The 25,435-nt window shown below is 69.3% G+C and carries 20 protein-coding genes and 1 pseudogene; 6 read left to right on the forward strand and 15 right to left on the reverse strand.

Features of this window, described 5'->3' with window-relative positions; genetic code table 11:
* Window positions 1-23: 23 nt before the first annotated feature.
* Entirely contained in the window at window positions 24-1,259 is a 1,236-nt protein-coding gene (locus AC1C2U_RS09255; RefSeq protein ID WP_495361455.1) for a D-alanyl-D-alanine carboxypeptidase/D-alanyl-D-alanine-endopeptidase, read from the reverse strand.
* A 320-nt stretch (window positions 1,260-1,579) separates the two neighbouring features.
* Between AC1C2U_RS09255 and AC1C2U_RS09260 the strand changes: the two genes are divergently transcribed.
* Window positions 1,580-2,920 (forward strand): MATE family efflux transporter, encoded by a 1,341-nt coding sequence (locus tag AC1C2U_RS09260; RefSeq protein ID WP_495361456.1) that lies wholly within the window; start codon window positions 1,580-1,582, stop codon window positions 2,918-2,920.
* A 112-nt stretch (window positions 2,921-3,032) separates the two neighbouring features.
* On the opposite strand, the gene AC1C2U_RS09265 is transcribed toward AC1C2U_RS09260, so the two are convergent.
* The 8 genes from AC1C2U_RS09265 to tdh all read right to left on the reverse strand — a co-directional run bounded on the left by AC1C2U_RS09265 (window position 3,033) and on the right by tdh (window position 11,813).
* Window positions 3,033-4,259 (reverse strand): amidohydrolase, encoded by a 1,227-nt coding sequence (locus tag AC1C2U_RS09265; RefSeq protein WP_495361457.1) that lies wholly within the window; start codon window positions 4,257-4,259, stop codon window positions 3,033-3,035.
* Window positions 4,260-4,310: 51 nt separating this feature from the next.
* Window positions 4,311-4,778 (reverse strand): GbsR/MarR family transcriptional regulator, encoded by a 468-nt coding sequence (locus AC1C2U_RS09270; protein ID WP_495361458.1) that lies wholly within the window; start codon window positions 4,776-4,778, stop codon window positions 4,311-4,313.
* 54 nt (window positions 4,779-4,832) lie between these two features.
* A complete protein-coding gene (locus tag AC1C2U_RS09275; RefSeq protein WP_495361459.1) occupies window positions 4,833-6,479 on the reverse strand; it encodes an ABC transporter permease in 1,647 nt (548 codons plus the stop codon).
* The gene (locus AC1C2U_RS09280; RefSeq protein ID WP_495361460.1) at window positions 6,476-7,417 is read right to left on the reverse strand and encodes an ABC transporter ATP-binding protein; all 942 of its coding nucleotides are present in this window, start codon (window positions 7,415-7,417) and stop codon (window positions 6,476-6,478) included. The genes AC1C2U_RS09275 and AC1C2U_RS09280 overlap by 4 nt, the downstream gene beginning before the upstream one ends.
* A gap of 133 nt (window positions 7,418-7,550) precedes the next feature.
* On the reverse strand, window positions 7,551-8,621 hold the full coding sequence (locus tag AC1C2U_RS09285; RefSeq protein ID WP_495361461.1) for a LacI family DNA-binding transcriptional regulator: 1,071 nt from the start codon (window positions 8,619-8,621) through the stop codon (window positions 7,551-7,553).
* A gap of 227 nt (window positions 8,622-8,848) precedes the next feature.
* Entirely contained in the window at window positions 8,849-9,280 is a 432-nt protein-coding gene (locus AC1C2U_RS09290; protein ID WP_495361462.1) for an SRPBCC family protein, read from the reverse strand.
* 293 nt (window positions 9,281-9,573) lie between these two features.
* The gene (locus AC1C2U_RS09295; protein ID WP_495361463.1) at window positions 9,574-10,770 is read right to left on the reverse strand and encodes a glycine C-acetyltransferase; all 1,197 of its coding nucleotides are present in this window, start codon (window positions 10,768-10,770) and stop codon (window positions 9,574-9,576) included.
* Window positions 10,770-11,813 carry an L-threonine 3-dehydrogenase gene (tdh, locus tag AC1C2U_RS09300; RefSeq protein WP_495361464.1) on the reverse strand — a complete coding sequence of 348 codons (1,044 nt, stop codon included), beginning with the start codon at window positions 11,811-11,813 and terminating at the stop codon, window positions 10,770-10,772. Before tdh ends, AC1C2U_RS09295 begins: the two co-directional genes overlap by 1 nt.
* A gap of 409 nt (window positions 11,814-12,222) precedes the next feature.
* Between tdh and AC1C2U_RS09305 the strand changes: the two genes are divergently transcribed.
* From AC1C2U_RS09305 to AC1C2U_RS09315, 3 genes are all read left to right on the forward strand, one after another.
* A complete protein-coding gene (locus AC1C2U_RS09305; RefSeq protein ID WP_495361465.1) occupies window positions 12,223-13,473 on the forward strand; it encodes an MFS transporter in 1,251 nt (416 codons plus the stop codon).
* 54 nt (window positions 13,474-13,527) lie between these two features.
* A complete protein-coding gene (nucS, locus tag AC1C2U_RS09310; protein WP_495361466.1) occupies window positions 13,528-14,223 on the forward strand; it encodes an endonuclease NucS in 696 nt (231 codons plus the stop codon).
* Between the two features lie 122 nt (window positions 14,224-14,345).
* A complete protein-coding gene (locus AC1C2U_RS09315; RefSeq protein ID WP_495361468.1) occupies window positions 14,346-15,038 on the forward strand; it encodes an HAD hydrolase-like protein in 693 nt (230 codons plus the stop codon).
* Between the two features lie 116 nt (window positions 15,039-15,154).
* Here AC1C2U_RS09315 and AC1C2U_RS09320 read toward each other — a convergent pair whose 3' ends face one another.
* Window positions 15,155-16,678 carry a hypothetical protein gene (locus tag AC1C2U_RS09320; protein ID WP_495361469.1) on the reverse strand — a complete coding sequence of 508 codons (1,524 nt, stop codon included), beginning with the start codon at window positions 16,676-16,678 and terminating at the stop codon, window positions 15,155-15,157.
* A 470-nt stretch (window positions 16,679-17,148) separates the two neighbouring features.
* Between AC1C2U_RS09320 and AC1C2U_RS09325 the strand changes: the two genes are divergently transcribed.
* Window positions 17,149-20,004, forward strand: a complete 2,856-nt coding sequence (locus tag AC1C2U_RS09325) for an immune inhibitor A domain-containing protein (protein ID WP_495361470.1) — start codon at window positions 17,149-17,151, stop codon at window positions 20,002-20,004.
* 57 nt (window positions 20,005-20,061) lie between these two features.
* Here the strand turns inward: AC1C2U_RS09325 and AC1C2U_RS09330 are convergent, their stop codons facing one another.
* Entirely contained in the window at window positions 20,062-21,030 is a 969-nt protein-coding gene (locus tag AC1C2U_RS09330) for a DUF389 domain-containing protein (protein WP_495361471.1), read from the reverse strand.
* A 116-nt stretch (window positions 21,031-21,146) separates the two neighbouring features.
* On the reverse strand, window positions 21,147-21,839 hold the full coding sequence (locus tag AC1C2U_RS09335; RefSeq protein ID WP_495361472.1) for a TetR/AcrR family transcriptional regulator: 693 nt from the start codon (window positions 21,837-21,839) through the stop codon (window positions 21,147-21,149).
* A gap of 256 nt (window positions 21,840-22,095) precedes the next feature.
* On the opposite strand from AC1C2U_RS09335, the gene AC1C2U_RS09340 reads away from it, so the two are divergent.
* The gene (locus AC1C2U_RS09340) at window positions 22,096-23,055 is read left to right on the forward strand and encodes a carbohydrate kinase family protein (RefSeq protein ID WP_495361473.1); all 960 of its coding nucleotides are present in this window, start codon (window positions 22,096-22,098) and stop codon (window positions 23,053-23,055) included.
* Window positions 23,056-23,215: 160 nt separating this feature from the next.
* Here AC1C2U_RS09340 and AC1C2U_RS09345 read toward each other — a convergent pair.
* The 3 genes and pseudogenes from AC1C2U_RS09345 to AC1C2U_RS09355 all read right to left on the reverse strand — a co-directional run.
* Window positions 23,216-23,314, reverse strand: a pseudogene (locus tag AC1C2U_RS09345) (N-acetyltransferase); the annotation flags it as partial.
* 3 nt (window positions 23,315-23,317) lie between these two features.
* Complete coding sequence (locus AC1C2U_RS09350) at window positions 23,318-23,818, reverse strand: glutathione peroxidase (protein ID WP_495361474.1); 501 nt, start codon at window positions 23,816-23,818, stop codon at window positions 23,318-23,320.
* 35 nt (window positions 23,819-23,853) lie between these two features.
* Window positions 23,854-25,413 (reverse strand): SLC13 family permease, encoded by a 1,560-nt coding sequence (locus AC1C2U_RS09355; RefSeq protein WP_495361476.1) that lies wholly within the window; start codon window positions 25,411-25,413, stop codon window positions 23,854-23,856.
* Between the last annotated feature and the right edge of the window lie 22 nt (window positions 25,414-25,435).

A 25,435-nucleotide genomic window follows, 5' to 3' on the forward strand; every position in this document is an offset into this window, starting at 1 on the left:
CCGGCCGGCGAAGGCGCGCGCCGTCATCTGAGCTGTGCGCCCTCGAGGTACAGGCTCGTAACGAGATCGTCGATGGCGGCTCGAGCCGGGTCGCCCATCATCTCGCCGATCGCGTAGACCGCGAACGCCAACTGAGTGCCGTCGGCAGCACGAACGACACCGCCGAGCGAGCACACGATGTTGATGAAGCCGGTCTTCGCACGCACGGCATCGCCCACGACGGCGTTGTCACCCGTGAACCGCCGGCGCGGAAAGGTGCCGTTCGGCCCGGTGGCCGGAAGCATGTCGTCGATGACCCCGAGGTGGTGCTCTCGGCGGTGAGCCCGCACCAGGAGCTCGGCGACGAAGCGTGCCGGCACCGCGTTGTCGTTGCTGAGGCCCGACCCGTCTTCGATGGTCAGCTCGTCGACCAGCAGGCCGTAACGCGACAGTAACGCGGGAATCGCCCTCGACACCCCCTCGAAGCTCGCCGGCTCGCCGATCGCGATGGCCGACAGCCGCGCGAGCGACTCCATGAGTGCGTTGTCGGAGGTCTCGAGGCCGAACCGGATGAGTTCCGACAGCGGCGGCGAGAAGACCTCGGCGAGCACCCGAGCATCCGGGCGGGCACGACCGCGGGAGATCCGGATGCCATCGGCCGAGCCGCCCGTGCCATCGCCTGCGCCGCCGAGCAACGCCGCGAACTCCGCACCGACGCGCCCCACCGGGTCCTCACTGCGCGGCGTGTCGTCGATGGTCGGGTCGTCACGGTCGCCGTCGACCTGGAGCGCCGTGATGAAGGGGATATAGCCTTCTGGGCTGCGCCCTTCGGGGTCCCAGGCAGGCAGCCACGGCGTGCCTGTGAAGAGCGAATCGTCGAGCACGAGGCGCGTGAGGGGCTCATCGCCCTGCCACGCGGCGAGCGTCGCGCGGGCGAGCGTCTCGAGGTGCGCCGATTGCCGGTAGAAGGATGCCTCGCCGACGGGCAGCCTCGTCAGCGAGACGTCACCGCCGCCGACGAGCACGACCTCGCCGGGTTCGGCCCCGGCGACCACCCTCGTCGGAATCCGGTGGTCGGGACCGAGCGCGGCGAGCGCCGCCGCAGAGGTCAGGAGCTTCAACACGCTCGCGGTGGGGCCGGGCACCGCGCCGTCGCGATCGAACACGACTGTGCCGTCGGCGACGTCGATCACGTGGATCCGCGGCGACCCGAGCCTCGGATCGTCGGCGCGCACGCTCGTGCGGCCCCGGCCGACTCCGACCGGCGCCTCGGTCGTCATCGTGTGCTCGTTCGAGCGTTCGCGGTTGCACTCATGGTCGGCACGTGGCATCCCCTCACCGCGCCAATCTGGCGCAACATACGAAACGTATCCTCGTTGTATGTCGAGAAGCTTAGAGCAGTGGCGGGCGGAAGGCACGCGCTTCCGATCCGGATGCCTCGGCGCCGTCGTCGTCAGTCCGTGCGGCGTCAGCCGTCGCGGCCGGGAGCGAATCTCTCGAATCTCCGTTCTGTGCCGTGAAATCTCCAGAAGCGAATCAATGAGGCTCGAACGGATGTCGCGTGCCGACGTCGGCGGCGGCGCATAGGCTCGACGCGCTCATGAGTACCAGTGACACCGCCCCACGGTCCGTCGACCGCGACATCCTGCGCCTCGCCGTACCCGCGCTCGGCGCGCTCATCGCCGAGCCGCTGTTCCTGCTCGCCGACACCGCGATGATCGGACACCTCGGGGCCACCCCGCTCGCGGGCCTCGGTCTTGCGAGCGCGGTACTGCAGACGATCATCGGGCTCATGGTGTTCCTGGCGTACGCGACGACGCCGGCCGTCGCGCGTCGCGTCGGACTCGGTGACGAGCGCGGAGCCGTCGCCTCGGGCATCGACGGGCTGTGGCTCGCGCTCGGCATCGGGGCGGTGCTCGCGGTCGCCGGTTGGGTGGCCGCGCCCGTGCTGGTGGGGCTCTTCGGCGCGAGTGCAGACGTCGCCGCCGAGGCATCCGTCTACCTCACGATCTCGATGGCCGGGCTGCCCGCCATGCTCGTGGTGTTCGCCGCGACGGGCCTCCTGCGCGGCCTGCAGGACACCCGCACGCCACTCTGGGTGGCCGGCATCGGCTTCGCCGTCAACATCGCCCTGAACTACGTGTTCATCTACGTCGCCGGCTGGGGCATCGCCGGCTCGGCAATCGGCACCGTGATCGCCCAGTGGGGCATGGTCGCGGTCTACCTGGTGGTCGTCGCCCGGCACGCCGCACGGGTCGGGGCGAGCCCGTGGCCGCACCACGCCGGGGTGCTGCGCGGTGCGACCTCGGGCGGGTGGCTGTTCCTGCGAACCCTGAGCCTGCGCATGGCGCTGCTGCTCGCGACATGGGCGGCGACGTCGCTCGGCTCCAACGAGCTCGCGGCGTTCCAGGTCGCGATGACCATCTACTTCACGATCGGCTTCGCACTCGACGCGCTCGCCATCGCCGCGCAGGCGCTCATCGGTCGCGACCTCGGCGCGGGCGACGTCGTCGCGGTTCGAGCGGTGCTGCGACGCTGCCTGCAGTGGGGCATCGCCAGCGGCGCCGTAGTGGGCGTGGTCCTGATCGCGACGGCGTGGGTGCTTCCGGCGGTCTTCACGAGCTCAGCGGATGTCGCGGCGCTGCTGCCCCCGACCCTCGTCGTGCTCGCGCTCTCCGCGCCGCTCGGCGGCATCGTGTTCGTGCTCGACGGCGTGCTCATCGGCGCGGGCGACGCCCGCTACCTCGCCTGGACGGGCATCGTGAATCTCGCGGTGTTCGTGCCGCTCGCCCTCTGGGTGGTCGCCGTCGCTCCGGCGGGTGCCGCGGGCCCGGCGTGGCTCATGGCGGCGTTCGCGATCGGTTTCCTCGGGGCGCGGGCGGTGACCCTCGGGCTCAGGGCGCGCGGCGCGTCGTGGATGGTGGTGGGCGCGGGGCGCTGAGGGGCGCGCGTCGGGCGCGGGGCGTCGGGCGCGGGGCCTCCGCCGCAGGCGTCCGGCGGGCGTGCACTGAGACGCCGGCGCACGCGCGCGTCAGACGCGCGTCAGACGCGCGTCAAGCGGCCGGCTCGCCCAGCCACTCGCGGGCGGCCGCGACGAGCGCTGCGACACCGACGTCGAGCGTCGGCTCGATGAGCGGGGCGAAGTGCGGCGAGTGGTTCGACGGGATATCGTCGGGCATGCGCCCGGTCGCGAGCGCATCGCCGAAGAGCGACGGGTCGGAGCCGCCGAGGAACCAGTAGACGAGGGGCGCGCCCGCTGCCGTCGCGAGCACGCCGACGTCTTCGCTTCCCGAGACGATGCCCGGATCGATGATCCGCTGTTCGCCGAGCGCGCGGCGCAACGCCGCCGCGGTGCGCTCGGTCGCCGCCGGGTCGTTCACCGTGACCGGGAACCGCTCCTCGTAGTCGAACTCCGGCTCGCGCGGCGCCTGCGCCGCTGTCGCTTCGGCCCGGGCGATGCGTTCGATCGACGCGAGCACCTTCGTGCGCACGGTCTCGTCGAAGGTGCGCACGCTGAGTCCGAGTGACGCCACCGCCGGGATGATGTTGTTCTTCATTCCCGCGTGGATCTGGCCGACCGTCACCACCGCGGCATCCGTCGGTGCCAGCTCGCGTGCGACGATGCCCTGCAGTCGCACCGTCGTCGATGCTGCCATGTAGACGGGGTCGACCGTCGTCTCGGGTCGCGAACCGTGCCCACCGGTGCCGTGGAGCCGGATCGTGAGCGAGTCGGCTCCGGCCATCGCCGCGCCCGCGCGCACGGCGGCGAACCCGGCGGGGAAGGGCGCGACGTGCTGGCCGAGCACGATGTCGGGCTTCGGCACCCGATCGTAGAGGCCGTCGCCGACCATCTCCTCGGCGCCGCCGCCCCATTCCTCGGCGGGCTGGAACAGCGCGACGAGGGTGCCCGACCAGGCAGCGCGGTCGGCGACGAGCCGCTCGGTCGCGCCCAGCAGGCATGTGACGTGCACATCGTGGCCGCAGGCGTGCATGACCGGCACATCGTGTCCGTCGGGGTCGGTGCCCCTGGCGGTGCTCGCGTACGGCAGCCCGGTCTCCTCGAGCACAGGCAGGCCGTCCATGTCGGCGCGCAGCAGCACGGTCGGGCCTGCGCCGTTCTCGAGCACGCCGACGACACCCGTGCGGCCGATGCCCGTGGTCACCGTCAGGCCGAGCGCGGTGAGCGCCTCGGCGACGATGCCCGCCGTGCGGTGCTCCTGGAACGAGAGCTCGGGGTTGGCGTGGAGGTCGCGGTAGACGGCGGCGAGGTCGAGGGTCATGACGTCAGCCTATGCCGAGCGGAATTCGAAGCACACGCACGCCACGACCGGTCACTCGCCGCGTTCGGCCCGCCACTCGACGAGAAGCTCGGGCATGCGGCGCTGGATGAACGCGAAGAAGTCGCTCATCTCCTGGATGCGCTGCGACGCGAGCGACTCGGGGTCGTCGATCGCGGCGACCGCCTTCGTCGCGAGCATCTCGATGTGGTCGTAGAGCGGGTTCCTGCCGATCGTGACCGTGTACCATGCGTGCTCGGGCAGTTCGTAGATGTCGCGACGCGACCCCGGCTGCGACACCCGCCGCACCATGCGCAGCGTCTGCAGGTAGCGCACCGCTCCGGAGATCGCCGCGGCGCTCGCGACGAGCTGCCCGCCCAGCTCCTTCGCCGTGAGGCCGGTCGCCTCGGCGGCGATGAGCGCCATGAGTACGCGCGCCGGCATACGAGGAAAGCCCGCCTCGGCCATCGCCGCGGCCGACTGCTCGACGAACTCGTTCACCGCCTGTTCGTCTCGCGCCATGCTCCCATCCTCACAGAACGAGCGGGGCACCCGCACGGATGCCCCGCCCCTCGTTCACCCGCCGAGTGCGAGGTCGCGCCGCCGCACGAGAGCCGTGGCGCCCGCCGCGACGATGACCGCGATTCCGACCATCGCCCACGCCGCGGTCCAATCGAGGTCATCGGTCGTGACGATCGGCGTGTGACTGAACGGCGAGAGGTCGCGCACCCACTCGGGGAATCCGAAGAGCCCGCCGAACTGCCCGAGCACGATGGCGAGGAGCAGCAGCGCCCAGCCGAGTCCGATCGACAGGCGTGGCAGCACCGCGAAGGCGAGCGCTGCGATCGCGACGATCACGAGCCCCGCCGGCAGCTGCGCGAGCCCCGCCTCGGCAACGATCGACATGCGCGCACCGGCATCCGTCGATCCGATCAGCCCGACGAACGAGCCGAGCACCGCGAAGGCGAGCACGGCGGCGACCGAGACGGCACCGATCAGGAGGTACGACGAGAACCAGCGGAAACGCGAGACGGGAGCCGCGAGCACGAGCTCTGCCGTGCCGCCTGCTTCGTCTTGCCGGGCGCGCATGACCGCCTGCACGCCGCCGATCGCGGCGAGCGCGCCGACGAGACCGAAGATGCCGGTCGTGAAGAGATCGATCATGCCGCCTTCGGCGTTCGGGCCGGCGAGCGACGCGAGGGTGTCGCCGATCGCCTGCGATGCCTCCTCGCCGTTGGGCGTGTTCACGAGGTCGACGACCGTCTGCCCGACCGCACCGATCACGAGCCCGAAGAGCGCGCCGCCGACCACCCAGCCGGTGACGGGATTGCGGAGCGTACGCCAGACGAGGCCGATCGGGCCCGAGAGGCTCCGCGGCGCATGCTGGCGGCCAGGACGCTCGGGGATGATGCTCGAGTCGATGTCGCGACTCGACTGCAACCATGCCGACACTGTGAAGAGCACGATGCCGAGGCCGAGGCACAGCGCGAGCGGCCAGACGAGCTGGTGCGTGTACGGCGCGACCGCTTGCCCCCAGCCGATGGGGCTGAGCCAGCTCCACCACCCCGCCTCCATGCTGAGTCCGCCGGGCTGCACGGTGCCGGTCGCATCGCCCATCGCACGCAGGGCGTAGCCGAGGGTCACGATCGCCGCCGCCAGTCCGTTGGCGCCGCGCGAGGTGCGCATGAGCTGCGCGCAGGTGAATCCGACACCGAGGTAGGCGACGCCCACGGCTGCCATCGCTGCGCCGTAGAGCATGGCGCCCGAGGCATCCGCACCGTAGAGCCAGGCGACGCCGCCCATGACGACGCCGACCGCAACGCTCAGGATGACGCCTTCGAGCGCCGTCGCGACGAGCGGTGCAATGCGGCCGGCGGGCGTCGAGCCGACGAGCTCGGCCCTGCCGGCCTCCTCATCGCCGCGGGTGTGACGCACGGCGAGGAAGGTGCTCATGAGGCCGATCATGAGCCCGAGGAATCCGAAGAGCAGGAAGACCTGGAACGCATCGGGCTCGACGCCCTGCGGAGTGCCGCGGAGCATCAGGATGGCGGGGCTCATGATGACCAAGTGGATGACGCTCGCCCGCTCGTCGGCCGTGCCGTAGGTCTCGGTCACGGCAGAGTGGCCGACGACCTCGAGCAGCGCGAACAGCGCGATCCAGATGATGATCTGCATGCGGTCGCGGCGGAACCGCGCCCGCAGCAGCGTCGGCAGGGTATTCATCGCACGCCCTCGAGGCTCGATCGGGCGGGCTGCTCGACGTCGTCGTGGTAGTGCCGCATGAACAACTCTTCGAGTGACGGCGGGTTCACGGTGACGCCCGTCGCCCGCAGTCGGCTCAGCGCCGCGAGCACCTCGGGCATGGCGTCGGAGTCGGCGGTGAAGCGCACATGCGCCCCATCGACGGCGAGGCCGTGCGCGCCGGGGATGTTCTGGAATGCCGCGGGGGCGAGCCCCTCGCTCGCGAACGAGATCTCGGTGCGGGTGAGATGGCGGAGCTCGGCGAGCGTGCCGGTCTCGACCGTGCGCCCGGCGCGGATGATGCTCACCCGGTCGCAGAGGTGCTCGACCTCGGAGAGGATGTGGCTCGACAGCAGCACGGTCGCCCCATCGCCGAGCAGGGACGCGATCTCCTGCCGGAAGACCGCCTCCATGAGCGGGTCGAGGCCCGACGTGGGCTCGTCGAGGATGTAGAGGTCGGCGGGCGTCGCGAGCGCCGCGATGAGCGCGACCTTCTGCCGGTTGCCCTTCGAGTAGGTGCGGCCCTTCTTCGACGGGTCGAACTGGAAGACCTCGACGAGATGCTCGCGTCGCGCGGTATATGTCTGCTTGTCGGACGCGCCGCCACGCAGGCGCGTGATCAGGTCGATGGCCTCGCCGCCCGACAGGTTCGACCAGAGGTTGACGTCGCCGGGCACGTACGCGATGCGGCGATGCAGTTCGACGGCGTCGCGCCAGGGGTCGCGGCCGAAGAGCGTCGCGCTTCCGCCGCTCGCCCTGATGAGGCCGAGCAGCACGCGGATGGTGGTGGACTTCCCCGCGCCGTTCGGGCCGAGGAACCCGTGCACCTCGCCGGCTTCGACACTGAGGTCGAGCCCGTGGAGTGCACGCACGCGGCCGAAGCGTTTGTCGAGGCCGCGCGTTTCGATGACGGTGTTCATGCGGCCGACAATACGCCCAATTCACAAATTTGTGAATCTTCCTAACGGAATTCTAACGGGGTGCGTCGGGAAGGCGTCCGAGTCTCGAAGGCAGCCCGTGCAGCAATACAGGAGCGGAGTTGTGTCGCGGCCGTCAGCTCGAGGCAGGTCGCGGCACCGCCGTCGTGTCGCCGACATGCAGCGTGCTGGTGAAGCACCGTGAGGCCGGCGGCTCGCCCGAGAGCATCTGTACGACAGCCTCGCCGGCGGCCCTCCCCTTGGCGACCGACGGCTGCACGAGCGTCGTGAGATCGTGCTGCAGCCCGTCGACGCGGATGCCGTCGAATCCGAGCACACTCAGGTCGGTTGGCACGTGCAACCCGAGTTCCTCCGCCGCCTGGATGACGCCAGCCGCGAGCAGGTCGCTCTGCGCGATGACCGCCGTCGGGCGACGGGCGGGGTCGGCGAGCAGAGTGCGCGCGGCCTCGAGGCCCTCTTCGATCGAACTCGCGCCGGCGACGCGGCCGGTCGCTGCCGGGAAGACTTCACGGGCCCCGGCCAGTCGCTGGCTGGCGGTGTCGGCAGTGCTCGACTGCAGCAGCTCGTCGGTGATCGGGCCACGGGTGCGCGCGGGGTCGAAGGGCAGGGTGACGATCGCGACATCCGCATGGCCCAGTTCGCGAAGGTACTCGGCGCCGCGCCGGGTCGCCGCCCGGTTGTCGATCGAGATCTCGGGGATGTCTTCGCCCGTCGCCCCCTCGATCGCGACGGCCGGGATGCCTCGGCGGCGGAGCGCCTCGATCGACACGCCGAGCCGCGGGCTGCAGCCGATGAGCACGACGGCGTCGACGGGAGCGCTCTCGATGCCGACAGCGTTGCCGCCCTCTTCTCCCGTGTCGGTGAGCAGCAGGAGCCCGGCGCCGAGCGGCGCGATGCCTTCGGAGATGCCGTCGAGCATCTGGATCTTCACGGGATCGAGGAACGCCTCCCGCACGCGCTCCTCGAGCACGACGCCGACGATGCCAGAGCGTCCGCGCCGAAGCGAACGGGCGCGCGGATCGGGGCCGGCATAGCCGAGCTCGGATGCCGCGGCGAGCACGCGTTGCTTCGTGGCATCCGACACGGGGCCCGAGCCGCTGAAGGCGAGCGATGCCGTCGACTGCGAGACGCCGGCGCGCGCCGCGACATCGGCGAGCGTCGGACGGGGAGCGGCATCGAGCTGCATGCGCCGAGTCTAGGCCGAATCGATTCGATCGGGTCAGCGCGATGCGGTGAAGGGCGCGACTGCTGCGCAGGAATGACGCCGCCAGGGTGGCGCGGTCGTCGAGCTAGCCGGCGTTCGAGCAGGCCTTCACGAGAATTCTCGAGCTACCGCACGAGGATTCTCGATCTTGCGCAGCAGCTCCCGACGCTCAGGCGGGTCGAATCAGCGAAGGTCGGTCGAGGGCGATCTCAGGGACGCTCCGCGATCTGCTTCACACTCACGACGAGGGAGTCCCACATCCCCTGTGAATGCATGGCAGCCTCCGCCGTCGGGTTGTTGTCTTGCGAAAGCGTCAACACAGTGGCGCCGTCGCCCTCCTCGAGAGTCCAGGTCAGCGTGTGGTGGTTCTCGGGCACGTCGTCGTCACCGCTCAACGGGCTGAAGTGCGTGTGCACGAGGCGCACGCCGGGCTCGACCGCCAGCACGACGCCGTGATCTTCGTAGGGCTCGCCCTTCCAGACGCCGCGCCAGAAGATCGGGCCGCCGATCGACCAATCGGTCACGAGCTCGGTACCGAACATGAACTCGCGGGCGGCCGCAGGATCGGTCACCACGGCCCAGACACGCTCACGTGGGGCGTCGATCGTGATGGTCGACGTCGCGTCGAAGTCTGCGGTCATCTGATCTGCTCCCTCATCGAGTCGACGACCGATCATGTCGCTGTCGTCGGTGTCAGGCTAGGCGCCCCCACCGACACGGTCTTGCACGAACGCGACACCACCAGCCGAGCGGCACGACCGATCCCGGCATCGGCCGTCCATCGATCGATAACGGGGTCTCGATACGCTCCTTCGTCGCTACTCGACCAGCATTGCTCGGAGATCGCCATCGTTGCTCGGAGATCGTTGGTCGAGTAGCGAGCGCCAGCGAGCGTATCGAGACCGTTGCGGGATCTCGAGACGCTCCTTCGTCGCTACTCGACCGGCGTGCTCGAGGCGACCTCGTCGCGCGCCGCCTCGAACGCGGCGACGCAGCGGCGGATCTCATCGTCGGAGTGCGCCGCCGAGAGCTGCACACGGATGCGCGCGGACCCGCGCGGCACGACCGGGAAGCTGAAGGCTGTCACGTAGACCCCGTGCTGCTGCAACGCGTCGGCCATGCGCGCGGTGAGCGCGGCGTCGCCGAACATCACCGGCACGATCGGATGCTCGCCGGGCAACAGATCGAAACCGGCATCCGTCATCAGCGAACGGAAGAGCGCGGAGTTCGCACGCAGCCGCTCGCGGAGCTCGCCCGAGGACGCCAACAGCTCGAGCGCCTGGATGGTACCGGCCACGATCGCCGGCGCGAGCGTGTTCGAGAAGAGGTACGGCCGCGCCCGCTGGCGGAGCAAGTCGACGATCTCCTGGCGAGCCGCCACATAGCCGCCGGATGCCCCGCCGAGCGCCTTGCCGAAGGTGCCGGTCGTGATGTCGACCCGGCCTTCGACTCCGCAGTGCTCGGGCGTGCCCCGACCGTGTTCGCCGACGAAGCCGACGGCGTGCGAGTCGTCGACGAAGACGAGCGCGTCGTAGCGGTCCGCGAGGTCGCAGATCTCGGCGAGGGGCGCGATATAGCCGTCCATCGAGAAGACGCCGTCGGTCACGATCACGCGGCGACGGGCAGCGGATGCGAGCTCGAGCTGCGCCTCGAGATCGGCCATGTCGCGATTCTTGTAGCGGTATCGCTGCGCCTTCGAGAGCCGGATGCCGTCGATGATCGAGGCGTGGTTGAGCTCGTCGGAGATGATCGCGTCATCGGCCCCGAAGAGCACCTCGAAGACGCCGCCGTTCGCGTCGAAACACGAGGAGAACAGGATGGTGTCGTCGTAGCCGAGGAAGTCGGAGACGCGTCGCTCGAGCTCGAGGTGCAGCTCTTGCGTGCCGCAGATGAACCGCACGCTCGCGAGGCCGTAGCCCCACTCGTCGAGGCCGCGGTGCGCCGCCGCGACGATGCGCGGGTCGTTCGCGAGCCCGAGGTAGTTGTTGGCGCAGAAGTTCAGCACCTCGCGCCCGGCGACCTCGATCTCGGAGGACTGCGGGCCGTGGATGCCGCGCTCGCGCTTGGTGAGCCCAGCGGCCTCGATCTCGTCGAGTTCCGTGCGCAGTTGTTCGCGAATGGTTCCGTACATCAGAGCTCCGTCCAATCGAGGATGACCTTGCCGACGCCGCCCGATGCGGCCGCGTCGAACGCCGCACGCCACTCGCGCGCGGGGTAGCGATCTGAGATGACCGAGGCGATTCTCGTGCGCAGCGTCTCGCTCGTCTGCAGCATCGCGCTCATCGAGTTCCACGTCTCGAACATCTCGCGGCCGTAGATGCCCTTCATCGTCAGCATGTGGGTGACGACCTTGCCCCAGTCGATCGCGTACGGCTCGCTCGGCAGGCCGAGCAGGGCGATACGCCCGCCGTGATTCATGTTCTCGATCATCTCGGGCAGCGCCTTCGCCGAGCCCGACATCTCGAATCCGACGTCGAAGCCCTCGCGCATGCCGAGCCGCGGTTGCACGTCGGCGATGCGTTCGCGTGAGACATCCACGACCGCGTCGGCCCCCATCTCGCGCGCCAGCGACAGGCGTGCGGGCGAGACATCCGACGCGACGATGAACCTGGCACCGACATGACGTGCCACCGCGATCGACATGAGCCCGATCGGGCCGCAGCCCGTGATGAGCACGTCTTCACCGATGACCGAGAAGGTGAGCGCGGTGTGCACCGCGTTGCCGAAGGGGTCGAAGATCGCCCCGACCTCGGGATCGACCTCGGCGTGGTGCACCCAGACGTTCTCGCCGGGCAGCACGACGAACTCCGCGAATGCGCCGTCACGGTGGAGGCCGACGCCCTTCGTGCGGATGCACATCTGGCGACGCCCCGCGCGGCAGTTGCGGCACATGCCGCACACGATGTGGCCCTCGCCCGAGACCCGGTCGCCGACCGCGACGTCGTGTACGAGCGGCCCGACCTCGACGACCTCTCCGTAGAACTCGTGGCCGGGGATGAGTGGGGCGGCGATCGTCGACGCGGCCCAGTCGTCCCACTGCTCGATGTGCAGGTCTGTGCCGCAGATTCCGGTGCGCAGCACCCGGATCTTCACGTCGCCGGGGCCCGTCTCGGGCTCGGGCCGGTCGACGTATTCCAGACCGGCGCCGGGGGCGGGTTTGTAGAGGGCCTTCATCGATAACCTCGTTGTTCTCTGGGACTCGAGCCGGGGGTGTTCGGCTCTGGGTCGGGGGTTTGTCGGGTCGTGTCCGGATGCCCCGAGCGCCAGTCAGTTCATGGTAGCCACGGCGCCGTCCTCGGTCTGTCGAACGGATGCCGCGGCATCCGTCACCCGTGACGCCCACCCGATCGACCCGGCCCACCCGACCCACACCCACCCGACCACGCGTCGAAAGTGCGGTTCGCGTCGCTATTCCGCGCCCATACCGACACGAACCGCACTCTCGGCGTCGGATGGAGCCGGGCGAGGCGAGGCGACGAGGTGAGTGCGCCGGTTGCGGCCGCGCGAAGTCGCCGATATCGTTCTCGGGTCAGGGTTGTCGAATCGATTCGATCGACCTCGCGACAACGATGAGACAGAGACGATGAACGAGACTCCCCACACCTCCGGCACCCCGGTCACGGCCGCACGCCCGCCGCGTGAGCTCATCGCATGGCGGAACGCCGTCTTCGCGATCTTCTTCCTCAGCGGACTCAGCATGGCGAGCTGGGTCGCCAGGATCCCCGCCATCCGCGACGACACGGGCCTCACCACCCAGGGCGTCGGCCTCGTCATCCTCGCCGGGTCGATCGGCTCCGTGCTCGGGCTCGTCGTCGCCCCGTGGCTGCTTGCGCGGCTCGGCGCCCGCAGCGGCATGATCTCGGCACTCATCATCGTCTCGGTGGGGCTCGTGCTCGTCGGCATCGGCGGCGCTGCGTTGCCCTCGGTGCCGATCGTCATCATCGGGCTCGTGCTCTTCGGCTTCGGCAACGGCGCGGTCGACGTGATGATGAACGTCGAGGGCGCGGAGGCTGAGCGCGAGATCGGCAAGACCGTGATGCCGCTCATGCACGCCTTCTTCTCGTTCGGCACGGTCGCCGGAGCGGGGCTCGCCGCCGCGGCATCCGCTCTGCAGGTGCCCGTGTCGGTGCACTTCAGTGTCGCCGCCGTGCTCATCGCCATCGCCGTCGTCATCGCGGTGCGCTGGGTGCCGCTGCGCGCCGAGGTCGGCGACGACACGCACACGGATGCCCCGCGGCCGCCGTGGACCGAGCGGCTGCGCGAGAACCTCGCGGTGTGGGGCGACGTTCGGCTCCTCCTCATCGGCGTCATCATGCTCGGCATGTCGTTCGCCGAGGGATCGGCCAACGACTGGCTCGCCCTCGCGGTCGTCGACGGCCACGGCTTCGACGAGACGACCGGCGCAGTCGTCTTCGGCGTCTTCACGGTCGCGATCACCGTCGCGCGGGTGCTCGGCGGACCGGTGCTCGATCGCTTCGGGCGTGTGCCCGTGCTGCGCACGCTCGCGATCGTCGGCATCCTCGGTTTGAGCCTGTTCATCTTCAGCACCGAGCCCTGGATGCTCATCGTCGGCACCGCCCTCTGGGGCATCGGGTGCTCGCTCGGCTTCCCCGTCGGCATGTCGGCGGCGGCCGACGATCCCCATCGTTCCGCAGCGCGGGTGAGCGCCGTCGCGATCATCGGTTATTGCGCGTTCCTCGCCGGGCCGCCGCTGCTCGGCTTCCTCGGCCAGCAGTTCGGCATCCTGAACGCCCTGCTCGTGATCCTCGGCCTGCTCGTGCTGTCGGCGCTCGCAGCCCCTGCCGCACGCGAGCGCTCCCGCACCGCAGCCTGACGCCCGTCTGCGGCGGCCGCCCCGAGGCATCCGCTCGGCAAGTAGACTCGCCGGGTGCGTCTCGTCATCGCCCGCTGCTCCGTCGACTACGCGGGGCGCCTCGCGGCCCATCTCCCGCTCGCCACGCGCCTCCTGATGGTCAAGGGCGACGGCAGCCTCCTCGTGCACTCCGACGGCGGCAGCTACAAGCCACTCAACTGGATGAGCCCGCCGTGCACGCTCACCACGCTCGAGCCCGACGACGACCAACGCTCGGCCGGCATCGTCGAGCTGTGGAAGGTCGTGCACCAGAAGACCGCCGACCAGCTGATCGTCTCGATCCACGAGGTGCTGCACGACTCGGCCCACGAGCTCGGCATCGACCCGGGCCTGCAGAAAGACGGCGTCGAAGCGCACCTGCAGAAGTTGCTCGCCGAGCAGATCGAACTCCTCGGCGACGGCCACCGGCTCGTGCGTCGCGAGTACATGACGGCGATCGGCCCGGTCGACATCCTGGCGACGGATGCCTCGGGCGCCTCGGTCGCCGTCGAGCTCAAGCGCCGCGGCGACATCGACGGCGTCGAACAACTCACCCGCTACCTCGAACTCATGAACCGCGATCCGCACCTCGCCCCGGTGACCGGCATCTTCGCCGCGCAGGAGATCAAGCCGCAGGCTCGCACCCTCGCCGAAGACCGCGGCATCCGCTGCGTCGTACTCGACTACGACGCGATGCGCGGAGTCGATGGCGGGCACGCCCGGTTGTTCTGATCCACCGCCGGCGATCCACCGCCGCGATCGACGCGCCTCCACCGCTCCGATGGTCGCGCCTCCACCGCCGGCGATCGTCGAGCCTGAGAATCGCTCAGCGACGAGCCCCCTAGGATGTCACGGTGACTACCGAGACCCTGACGACCCCGCCGGCGACGCCGCCGACCCGCACGTGGTCCGCCGTGCTCTTCGACCTCGACGGCACCATCGTCGACTCGGCATCCGACATCACCGGCTCGCTCGCCCACATGTTCGAGAAGATGGGCCTGCCCGTGCCGAGCGACGAAGTGCTCCGCTCCTACGTCGGCCCGCCGCTGCTCGACAGCCTGCGCATGACCGCCGGCTTCAACGATGCCGAGTCGTGGGAAGCGCTCAACGTCTACCGCGACCACTACGGCGAGCACGTGCTGCGCTCCCCCGTGTTCCCGGGTGTCGCGGGCGTGCTCGAGCGACTGCACGCCCGCGGAATCCCGGTCGCGCTCGCGACCTCGAAGCCCGAGTCGATGGCGCGCAAGGTGCTCGACCATCAGGGCCTCAGCCAATACTTCACCGTCATCGCCGGCGCAAGCGACGATGAGGAGCGCAGCACGAAGGCCGACGTCGTAGCAGAGGCGCTGCGACGACTCCACGCGAAGGGCATCACCACAGAGCACGCGGTGATGGTCGGCGACCGCGGGTACGACACACTCGGCGCGCTCGCGAACGGCGTGCCGACGATCCTCGTCGAGTGGGGCTACGGCTCGCCCGCCGAAGCTGCCGACGCGATGGCAGTCGTGCACTCGGCCGACCAGCTGCGCGCCCTGCTGCTCGGCTGAGGGCGACCACACGCGGCCTACCCGCCGACCTGCCAGCCCGCCGGCTCTGACTCTCTGACTCTCTGGCGAGCAACGTTCACTCGACGCGAGCAACGTTCACTCGACGCGAGCAACGTTCACTCGACGCGAGTCAGCGGCTCCTCCTCGTCGGCGGTCTCCTCCGGCAGGGGCGGTGCCCAGAACCGGAAATACAGGTAGATCGCAATACAGACGGCGGCGAAGGCGCTGACGACCGAGATCCACAGCCAGAGCGAACCGCCGAGTTCGCGCCAGTGGCCCTCCCACGCCACGACGGCGACGATGAAGACGAACGTCACGACGAGGTAGAGCCCGCCCCATAGCAGCTTCGAGTGGGCGAAGAGGAGCTCGCCCGACAGCAGCTTGAACGGCATCAGGTCGATGAGGAGCATGACAATGCCCTCCGTCGTGATCGCCACGCAGGTCTCGACGAGCAGCGCGCCGAGGAAGTCGTGCGGCTCTCCGTGCAGGGTCAGCGCACTGAAGCCGATCCACGCGGCGACTCCGAAGATGATGATGATCGACGAACGGATCGCCACCGCACGCCACGCGAACTGCCTGATGGCGGGCGAGGACATCGAGAGGCCGAGCACCAGTCCGATCAGGAAGCCCGGCGAGAAGTCGAGCAGTCTCGACGCGATGACGCCGAGGGCTGTGAGGATCAGCCCCAGTGGCCGGAAGCTGATGGTCGCGATCACCGACCACCGCTGCTTCAGGATGAACGCCGTCATCCAACTCGACACGAACGCGATGAAGAACAACGCGATGGCCAGGGCCAGGATGAGCCGCAGTGAATGGTCGTTGAACCCGAGGTGCGGGTCGGCGAATCCGAAGATCAGCGCGGTGGCCGCAACGAGGGCGATCGCAGGGACGGCCGATTCGCGAGCCATCCATGCCGACAGTGCGGCGTACCAACCCGGCGGACGCCGGAGGCGAGCGACGCGCCCGCTGAATCGCTGGTACTGCTCGGCGATCGTCGCGTTGAGCAGGTGGGCGGGAACGGCCGCCAGCACGATAAGCACGAGGCCGATCGAGAAGGCGGATGCGATCGTCTCGGGGTTCTCGAGCACGTGCTGGATCGGCTGGAGCGCGTCCGTCAGGATGTTCGGGGCGACACCGGACTCCAGCGGGGCGACCGTGACGACTGCCTCCTTGGAAGTCGGCGGAATACCGTCGCCCGACAGGATGACGACGATGCGGTGGGCGCCGGGCACCGTGTCCATCGGAATCGTCGCCGTCGCCGCGAACCTGCCGTCACGGCCGACCTCGGTGACCGCGAGGGTCACGGGATCGGAGTGCAGCTCGACGAAGACGTCGAGCCCGGGCGGCAGGCCGGCCGCCGTGATCGTGAAGGTGTCGCCGGGTCGGATGTCGGAGAGATCGATGCCGTCGAGGGTGAACGTCCAGTTCGGGTCGAGGACGACCCGCGGCGTGACGACCGGTCGCGGCGGCACGTAGGGGTCGGCGGCCTCGGCGTGCGCCGGCGATGCGATGGAGCGCGCGACGGATGGCGCATCCATGCCCGGTGACCCGCCGACGGCGGCCGCGGGCAGGCTCCCCAGCAGCACGCCCCCGAATACGAGCCCCAATGCCGCAATCGCGGCCGACACCGATCGGAACATCCCACAGCCCTTCGAATTCGAGAGATCTCGGATCGAGCGGAAGGGCACCCGTGGGCAGGCAGCGGGGCCGCTGCCTGACTGACGCCATGGTAGGGCTCGCTCGGGCGCTCCGCCACCCCTCGAAAGCGGGTCGTCGATCCTGCACCCGGGTGCTGCAGCGAGTAGCCGGTCTTCGGCATGACCTTCACGGTGACAGCACCAGCATGACGACGGATGCTGCGCGGCCAGCGTCGACTCCGAGCGATCTTTCACGGCGTCGACGCACAGATCACCCCTCAACGGGTGATGCACGGCGGTGATCGACGATTTCTGCCGGTGACGCGCAACGGACGTGCGTCATGGTCCAGAAAGTTCGTCGGAGCTCTTCCGCAGACGATGCAAAGCAAGGCAGGATTCCCAGTACGTTCGCCCACCGACGAACGTCGTTCACGCCCCACGGTCACCTCCGAGGGGCGCTCGAAGGGAGAAGCATGTCTGGATTCACCACCCGCGCGCGGAGGCGCGCGGTTGCGGTCCTCCCGGTATTCGCACTCGCTGCCACCGGTCTGGTGTCGGTCGGGGCGAGTAGCGCGGCCGCGGCTGAATCGCCGGTCTCACCACCGGTGATCAGCGACTCCGAGTACTACATGAACTACGTCGCCCCCCGTGTGGAGCAGGCGTTCGGCACCGACGAGCTGGTGGGTGACGCCATCGCGCAGCGTAGCGCGGGCACCGTCGCCACCGAGGCCGAGGCGTTCGACCAGAAGTTCTCGCAGGGCAACCCGCTCGCCGCAGAGGGGCTCGCTCAGCTCGAGGCCGCGTCGATCGAGACCGGCAAGAGTCCCGGTGAGCTCAAGCGCGACCGGCACTGGGATCGCGGCCGAGACAAGAACCGGCACAAGAAGCCCGACTACAAGCAAGCCGATGAGACGCAGGAAGCAAAGCTGCTCACAATCCTCGTCGAGTTCAACGACAGCGCGAACGACGACTTCTCCGGCACCTACGTGCCGAACGAGTACGGTGCGACCGAGTGCAAGCCCGGCGAGGTGCAGAGCGGCCCGATGCACAACAACATCCCGAACCCGGCCGACTACGAGCTCGAAGACAACAACTCGATGTGGGTTGCCGACTTCTCGTCCGAGCACTTCAACAAGATGCTCTTCACCGACAAGGGCATCACGGAGCGGGTTCGCAAAGACCTGAAGGGTCCCGACGGCCGCCGCGGCATCGACATCTCGGGCCACACGATGAAGGCCATGTACGAGGAGATGTCGCGCGGCGCCTACACGGTGACCGGCGAGGCGACTCCCTGGATCACTGTGCCGCACTCGGAGGCCTACTACGGCGCGAGCCTCTGCTTCCAGAACGAGGAGGGGGTGTACGAGGCCGGGGCGATCCAGGACATGCAGGGCCACCCCGACAACCCGCTCGGTGCCGGCCAGCTCCCGATCGACGCTGTCGAGGCGCTCGCGCAGGCGCAGCCCGACTTCCCGTGGGCCGACTACGACATCGAAGACCAGGGCGACCGCGACGGCGACGGCGACTTCCTCGAGCCCGATGGAGTCATCGACCACGTCGTGCTCGTGCACGCCGGTGAAGACAAGTCCGGCGGCGGCGGCGCCGAGGGCACGTACGCTCTCTGGGCGCACTCCTCGGCCGTCGCAGGCGGCGCGGACATCCCCGGCACCGACCTCAAGCTGTCGAACTACATCGTGCAGCCCGAAGACTCGGGCGTCGGCGTGTTCGCTCACGAGTACGGCCACGACCTCGGCCTGCCCGACCTCTACGACACCTCCGGTGCCGGAGACTCCGACATCGACTTCTGGGATCTGATGTCCTCGGGCTCGCACTCGGGACCGATCTTCCAGTCGATGCCCACCCACATGGGCATCTGGGACAAGTGGATGCTCGGCTGGGCCGACCCTGTCGAGGTCAACCCCGGTGACGCTCCGAGCACGATCAACGTGGGCCAGAACTCCCGGCCGTTGGTCGGCACCGAAGACGGCGTGAAGATCAATCTTCCCGACAAGGTGATCACACTGGCCGAGCCGACCAGCGGCGAGAACATGTGGTACACCGGTGCCGACCAGGACTGGGGCGACATCCGCATCGTCCGCAGCCTCGACGTGCCCGCCGACGCGAAGTTCTGGATGAACAGCAACTTCGTCATCGAGCAGGACTGGGACTTCGGCTTCGTCGAGGTCTCGATCGACGGCGGCACGACGTGGACCGAGCAGAAGGTCTACGACGAAGCCGGCACTGAACTCACGACACCCGACGGCTACGCCGACCCGAACGGCAACATGGCGACGTTCGGCAACAAGAAGTACGGGCTCACGGGCACGTCGAACGGTTGGCAGAAGCAGTATGTCGACCTCACCTCGTACGCCGGCACGACGGTGAGCCTGCGCCTGCGGCTCGCAACCGATGCCGCCTACCAGGATCGCGGTTGGTTCGCCGACGACTTCGCACTCACGAGCGGAGCGGAGACCGTCTGGAGCGACGATGTCGAGAGCGGTGACAACGGCTGGACCGCTGAGGTCGAGACGTTCGCCGCGACGACCGGTCCCGGCTGGCGCATCGACACCGGCACCTCGGTGAAGGCGCAGTACTACATGGTCGAGTGGCGCAACTTCGACGGCTTCGATGAGGGGCTCAAGTACGGCTACAACTCCGTGTACAGCGCGGGTGCGTGGAAGGTCGAGAAGATCAAGTACAACGCTCCCGGAGCGCTCATCTGGTACCGCGACACGACGTACGGCAACACGAACCACGTGGTGTCGAACGAGACGGCGCTGCCGAGCGCCGGTGCCAAGGGCGGCCTGCTGATCGTCGACAGTCACTTCGACCCGCTGCGTCGCACCGGTGAGGCGGCCGAGATCGATCCGACGGCGACCGACAACATGCCCTCGCGGGCGCAGTCCTCGAACGCCGCGTTCGGCCTCGAGAAGACGTACCGCTTCACGGAGTGCATCACGGGCGCCGATGTGACCGACGAGTACTGCACCGACGTGCGCTCTCAGAAGCCGGTGAGCACCTTCACCGACGACCAGGGCTGGGTGCCGGGCATCGAGATCCGGAATGGAGCCGACCTGTACTACCGGTTCCGCAACGGCTCGGCCGTCGTGCCGTCGCTCGGCAACTCGCCGTACACGACCCGAGTCGTCGATGAGAACGGCAAGCCGCTGCCCGAGTTCTACGGACTCGAGGTTCAGCCGGGCATGACGCTCGGCACCGGCAACCCCGCCGACGCCGGCGTGGGCTACGGCACCGTGATCGAGGTGAAGAAGGCGCTCAAGCGCAACACCTCGGCGCTGATCAAGATCACCCCGCCGACCGTGGGCTGATCCGGCGACACGACACCGACGAGGCGTCGGCCCCTCCGGGGGTCGGCGCCTCAAGCGTCAGCGACCTCCGGCGGGCGGAACGAGCAGGCGGCGCTCGCGACGCCTCCACGCCCGACGCTGCACCGTGAGTTGCACGGCGAGCGTGAGCACCCCGCCGGTGACGATCGAGACGAGGTTCACGAGCAGCTGCACGGTGGAGCTGCCGGCTTGCGACCACTGCCCATCGGCGACGGCGACGGCGATCGCGCCCGCCGCGGGAATGGTCGTCACCGAGATGAGCACGCCGATGAGTGCGCCCGACTTCGCCGAGGTGAGCGAGAGCACGCCCGCGATGCCGGCCAGGAAGCCGACGATGTAGCTGAGCGCCCCAGGCTGCCAGATGAACTCGGTGAGCGGATGCTCCTGCGACAGCGGATCGTCGGGAAAGACGCCGATGCCCTCCAGCAGAAGCGCGAACCCGATCGTCACGAGGATAGCTGCGCCGTACCCGATGAGCAGGGTCGCCGTCGAACGCCACGCCACCCGAGGTCGGCGGCGCACGATGCCGACGGCGATCGCGGCGAGCGGGCCGAAGTCGGGTCCGACGACCATCGCTCCGACGATGAGGATCGGTTGGTCGGTGACCACGCCGACCGCGGCGATGAGCGTGGCGACCGTCATGAACACGAGGAACGTCGCCGACAGCCGCACCTCGTCGTCGGTGCGCGCTTCGACCTCCTCCCACACGACGGCGTCGTCGTCGTTGCCGAACACTGCGGCCGCGCTGTGGCGTCGCTTGCGGCCGAGCGCGAGGTCGACGGCCTCGATGGCGATGGAGCCCTGTTCGTCGAGCCCGACACCGTGCAGCTCGGCGAGGAGCGAGCTCGTCGCATCGCGTTCGACATCGCAGAGGATCACATCACCGACGGGGTCGACGCCAGCGCCCGGCAGCACGATCAGGTTCGCGACGGGCGCGTCGGGCGCCAGCAGCACTCGGTCGACGTCGGCCCGAAGCGCCTGCGGCACGATCATTCTCAGATGCAGCACGGTGCAAGTCTGGCGCGAGCGGATGCAGCCTTCCGCCCGGCAGGGCCGGTATGTAGGACATCCGCCTCTTGGGAGGACGCGTGCATTCCGCTTCGTCCTACCAAGAGGCGGATGTCCTACATTGCGAGCGGAGGGGTGAGCGGAACGGCAGGCGGAGGGGTGAGCACACCGTCGAGCAGGCGATCCAGGCCCCAGGTGAAGGTGTCATCGACCCCGGCGGCCGTCTCGGCGCCGGCCACGAGATGCGCGGTCGCTTCCGTGAGCGGGTGGCTCGCAGCATCCGTCCAGAGTGCGCCGGTCACCGATCGGGCGACGGATGCCTCGGGGTCGCCCGTCCGCTCTGCGGCGTCGAGGGCAGCCACCCCGAGTACGTGGGCGCGCACGGCGTATGCGGCCCGTGCGGCGTCGGCCAGCGGCATCCGCTCGCCCATGAAACCGGCGATGAGGGTTTCGTTCAACCCGAGCGCGTGCCGCCCGTCGAGCGGACCGCTCGTCACGAGCACCATTGCGCCCGTGTGCTCGGCGAGTCGCGTGCGGAGCGCTGCGGCGAGCGCGTGCACCCTGCCGCGCCAGTCAACCGCCACGTCGGATGCCGCGGCGAGGTCGAGACTCGAGAGGAGCTCTTCGACCATCGCACGGAGCAGCGCGTTCTTCGATGGGAAGTAGGTGTAGATCGCGGTAGGTGTGAGCCCGAGGGCCGCGGCGACGCCCCGCACCGAGACGGCGGCGAAACCCTTCTGCTCGAGGATCTCGAACGCGGCGTCGACGATGTCGACCTGGCTGACGCTGCGTCTCGGTCCGGGTTTCATGGTGCTGGGTGCTCCTCGGGGTCTCACCCCTATTCTCCCGGCTCGCGCGCACCCTCCCGCACCAACTCCCGAACTCACGCGCGCCACGAGCTTTCGCCCGACCACGGATGATTCGTACGACCGTCTCCCGACGAAGGGTCGTGGGGAGCATTGCGCCGCGCTGCACACGCCTCCCCCGCGGCGCGTACGATCGTGCCCACGCGATTGCTCGAGCGCGGCTCGGGCGAGATCGCGCCGCGATCGGAGGAGTGAACGCATGAAGCGACCGGCACGCATCGTCGTCATCGGCGATGCCCTCATCGACGAGATCCGCGATCCGCGCGGGTCCCGCGAATTCGTCGGCGGCGCCGCGCTCAACGTGGCGGTGGGCCTCGCACTGCTCGGCGAAGAGACCACCCTCGTCGCCATGCTTGGGGACGACGAGCCGGCCGACCGCGTGCGCGCCTACGTCCGCGACTATCGGGTGAAGCTCATCGAGAGCCCGTCGGAACATGGCACCTCGCGTGCAGTCTCCGATCGAACCGACGGCGAGCCCCGCTACGAGTTCAACGAGGCCGCGCAGCGGCGCCGCATCCGATTCGACGAAGCCACGCGTGCCGCGATCGACAAGGCGGACCTCGTGGTGGTGAGCTGCTTCCCCTTCGACGACCCTGGGCAGGTCGCCGAACTCGCGGCGGCGATCGACCGACCGGGCGAGCGACTCATCATCGACGGCAACCCACGGGCCGGCATGATGGCCGACCGCGAGGTCTTCCTCGAGCAGTTCGTTTCGGTCGCCGCGACAGCCCTGCTCGTCAAGGTCGGCGACGAAGACGCCGAACTGCTGCTCGACGCCCCGCTTCCGAAGTTCGTCGAGCGGCTCCGCACAGCGGCTACGAGCCGACCGGGGACGAGCCGGCCGGCAACGGATGCCCCGGCTCCCCACTCCCCCGCGATCCTCGCGACAGCGGGGAGGGCCGGCGCGACCGTGCATCACGGCGGAGACCCGGTGCACGCCGGCATCGTCGAGCTGCCCGGCCCCATCGTCGACACGATGGGCGCCGGCGACGCGACGCTCTCGGCGGTCGTGCACCACATCGCGGTGCACGGGTTGCCGCGCACGGCCGAAGGCTGGGCCGACGCGCTCGTCGAGGCGATGACCATCGCCGCCGCGACCGTGCGCCACGAGGGCGCATTGCTGCGCCTTCCCGCGGGGCCGCCCCTACTCGCCAGCTGACCCCCTGTCTCGCTTCTCAGGAACTTGTTCGGCGTGCGGGGCGACACGCCGCGGTCATGCGGCGTGTCGCCGTGGATCTCCTGAGAAGCGCCGCTGACGAGACGAGATCACCGTACGAATCGCACCTCGCGCACCGGGGAGAACGCCTGCGCCCTGGGGAGAACGCCTGCGCCCTGGGGTTGTCGTCGAGCGCCCACAGGTAGGCGGCCCGATCGCCGATAGCCGCGTCGAGCAGCGCCTGCCCGACGCCCGTGCCGTGGAATCAGTCGGCCGGGCGAGCCACCGGCAGCGCGGCCTCGATCGCCGCGATCACTTCGGGGGCGTCGGGCTCGGTCTGCGGGCGGAACCGCCGCACCTCGCGATCGGGCGTGACGAGGAACTTCTCGAAGTTCCAGGTGACACGGCCGGCCTTGCCTGCGGCATCCGGTGCCCGCTTCAACTCGGTGTAGAGCGGGTGCTCGTGGCGACCGTTCACCCGAACGCGATCGAAGATCGGAAAGGTGATGCCCCACGTCGTCGAGCAGTACTCGCTGATCGCCTCGTTACTCGAGAGCTCTTGCAGGAACTGGTTGCTCGGGAACCCGAGCACAGTGAAGCCCGCTTCGCCGTACTTTCGCTGCAGCTCCTCGAGCTTCGCGTACTGCGGTGCCAGTCCGCACCGCGAGGCGACGTTGACGACGAGCACGGCCTTGCCCGTGTAGTCACCGAGCGTCGTCGTGCTGCCGTCCATGGTCGTGATGGGGATCTCATCGATTCGGTTCATCATCGCCTCCGCTCCCAGCGTACGTCGCGCGGGGCTCAGAACGGCCAGATGAGCGGCACGTAGAACACTGCGACGACCAGGAACAGCAACAGCAACGGCAGCCCGAGCTTCCAGTAGTCGCCGAATCGATAGCCGCCGGGTTCGAGCACCATCGTGTTGGCGGGGGTCGCCACGGGAGTGAGGAATGACGCGGCCCCCGAGACCGTCAGCGCCATCATGAACGGCAGCACCGAGACGCCGAGGTCGGCCGCGACGACGACCGCGACGGGCGCGATGATGAGCACCGTCGCAGTGTTCGAGATGAGCTGGCCGAGCACCATCGTGAGCGCGCAGATCGCGAAGAGCGCCAGGTACGGCGATGCGTCGCCGACGAGTCCGAGCAGCCCATCGGCGATGACATCGGCAGTACCCGTGCTGATGAACGCCGTCGAGAGTGGGATCATGCCTGCGACCAGCACGACCGTGGTCCACGAGATGCTGCGATAGGCCTGCGTGGGCGACACCACGCGGGCGAGCACGAGAGCGGATGCCGCGGCGAGCCCCGCGATCGCGGGCGGCACGAGACCCGTGGCGAGCAGCACCACCATCGCCGCGAGGATCACGATCGCCCGCTTCGCGCCGGAACCGAGCGGCACCGAGCGGCGCACCAGCGCCGGATCATCGACGACGAGCACGTGGGGGCCGGCGGTGTTGCGCTCGAGCTGGTCCCACGCGCCGGTGAGCAGCAGGGTGTCGCCGGCCTGCAGCCGCGAATCGGCGCCGACGAGGTCTTCTCCGCCGCGCTGCACGGCGAGCACGACGAGATCGCCGCTCGGGGTCACCATGCCCGGAAAGAGGTGCAGGCCGATGAGCTCGGAGCGAGGTGCGACGACGACCTCGGTCACGCCTCGGCGCACCCCGATCAACTCGGTCTCCTCTGGCAGGTCGTACTGCTGCCGAAGCGTGCGGGCGTGCTCGCTCACGTCTTGCGGCAGCCTCGTCGGCGCGCGTTCGGGCAGCAGCCGACGCCCGATGAGCGAGACGATGAGCAACGTGCCGATGACGAGAGGCACACCGACGAGCCCGAACTCGAAGAAGCCGAACGGCCGGGCGCCGGCGTCGGCGGCCGTCTCGCTCACGATGATGTTGACCGGCGTACCCGTGAGCGCGAGCAGCGAACCGGCGTGAGCCGAGAAGGCGAGCGGCATGAGCATCTGCGACGGCGGGATGCCGGCGCGCGTCGCGACCACGACGACGACAGGGATGAGCGCCGCCACGGCGCCGTTCACGCTGATGAGGGCGGTGACGCCGGCGACGAGGAGGCACACGACGAGCAGCAGTGGCCCGCGCTTCGTGCCGGCGCGCCCGATCACCTGCTGACCGGCCCACGCCGTGACCCCCGTCGAGTCGAGCGACTCGCTCACGACGAAGAGGGCGGCGATGAAGATCACCGTCGGGTCGCCGAATCCGGCGAGCGCTTGCCCGAGATCGAGGATGCCGGTGAGCCAGAGCGCCACGGCGACGCCGATCGCAACGATGCCGATCGGCACCCGGTTCGACATGAACGCCACGATCGCGAGCGCCAGGATGACGAGCGTGGTCGCGACGGGGTCCATTCGCTCAGATTAGCCGCGAGGC

The organism is Agromyces sp. Y575, assembly GCF_059445445.1.

Excerpts from the sequence above, each read along its gene's own strand:
- AC1C2U_RS09255 (WP_495361455.1), bottom strand. The coding sequence starts at position 1,259 with ATGACGACCGAGGCGCCGGTCGGAGTCGGCCGGGGCCGCACGAGCGTG.
- AC1C2U_RS09260 (WP_495361456.1), top strand. The coding sequence starts at position 1,580 with ATGAGTACCAGTGACACCGCCCCACGGTCCGTCGACCGCGACATCCTG.
- AC1C2U_RS09265 (WP_495361457.1), bottom strand. The coding sequence starts at position 4,259 with ATGACCCTCGACCTCGCCGCCGTCTACCGCGACCTCCACGCCAACCCC.
- AC1C2U_RS09270 (WP_495361458.1), bottom strand. The coding sequence starts at position 4,778 with ATGGCGCGAGACGAACAGGCGGTGAACGAGTTCGTCGAGCAGTCGGCC.
- AC1C2U_RS09275 (WP_495361459.1), bottom strand. The coding sequence starts at position 6,479 with ATGAATACCCTGCCGACGCTGCTGCGGGCGCGGTTCCGCCGCGACCGC.
- AC1C2U_RS09280 (WP_495361460.1), bottom strand. The coding sequence starts at position 7,417 with ATGAACACCGTCATCGAAACGCGCGGCCTCGACAAACGCTTCGGCCGC.
- AC1C2U_RS09285 (WP_495361461.1), bottom strand. The coding sequence starts at position 8,621 with ATGCAGCTCGATGCCGCTCCCCGTCCGACGCTCGCCGATGTCGCGGCG.
- AC1C2U_RS09290 (WP_495361462.1), bottom strand. The coding sequence starts at position 9,280 with ATGACCGCAGACTTCGACGCGACGTCGACCATCACGATCGACGCCCCA.
- AC1C2U_RS09295 (WP_495361463.1), bottom strand. The coding sequence starts at position 10,770 with ATGTACGGAACCATTCGCGAACAACTGCGCACGGAACTCGACGAGATC.
- tdh (WP_495361464.1), bottom strand. The coding sequence starts at position 11,813 with ATGAAGGCCCTCTACAAACCCGCCCCCGGCGCCGGTCTGGAATACGTC.
- AC1C2U_RS09305 (WP_495361465.1), top strand. The coding sequence starts at position 12,223 with ATGAACGAGACTCCCCACACCTCCGGCACCCCGGTCACGGCCGCACGC.
- AC1C2U_RS09320 (WP_495361469.1), bottom strand. The coding sequence starts at position 16,678 with ATGTTCCGATCGGTGTCGGCCGCGATTGCGGCATTGGGGCTCGTATTC.
- AC1C2U_RS09325 (WP_495361470.1), top strand. The coding sequence starts at position 17,149 with ATGTCTGGATTCACCACCCGCGCGCGGAGGCGCGCGGTTGCGGTCCTC.
- AC1C2U_RS09335 (WP_495361472.1), bottom strand. The coding sequence starts at position 21,839 with ATGAAACCCGGACCGAGACGCAGCGTCAGCCAGGTCGACATCGTCGAC.
- AC1C2U_RS09340 (WP_495361473.1), top strand. The coding sequence starts at position 22,096 with ATGAAGCGACCGGCACGCATCGTCGTCATCGGCGATGCCCTCATCGAC.
- AC1C2U_RS09350 (WP_495361474.1), bottom strand. The coding sequence starts at position 23,818 with ATGAACCGAATCGATGAGATCCCCATCACGACCATGGACGGCAGCACG.
- AC1C2U_RS09355 (WP_495361476.1), bottom strand. The coding sequence starts at position 25,413 with ATGGACCCCGTCGCGACCACGCTCGTCATCCTGGCGCTCGCGATCGTG.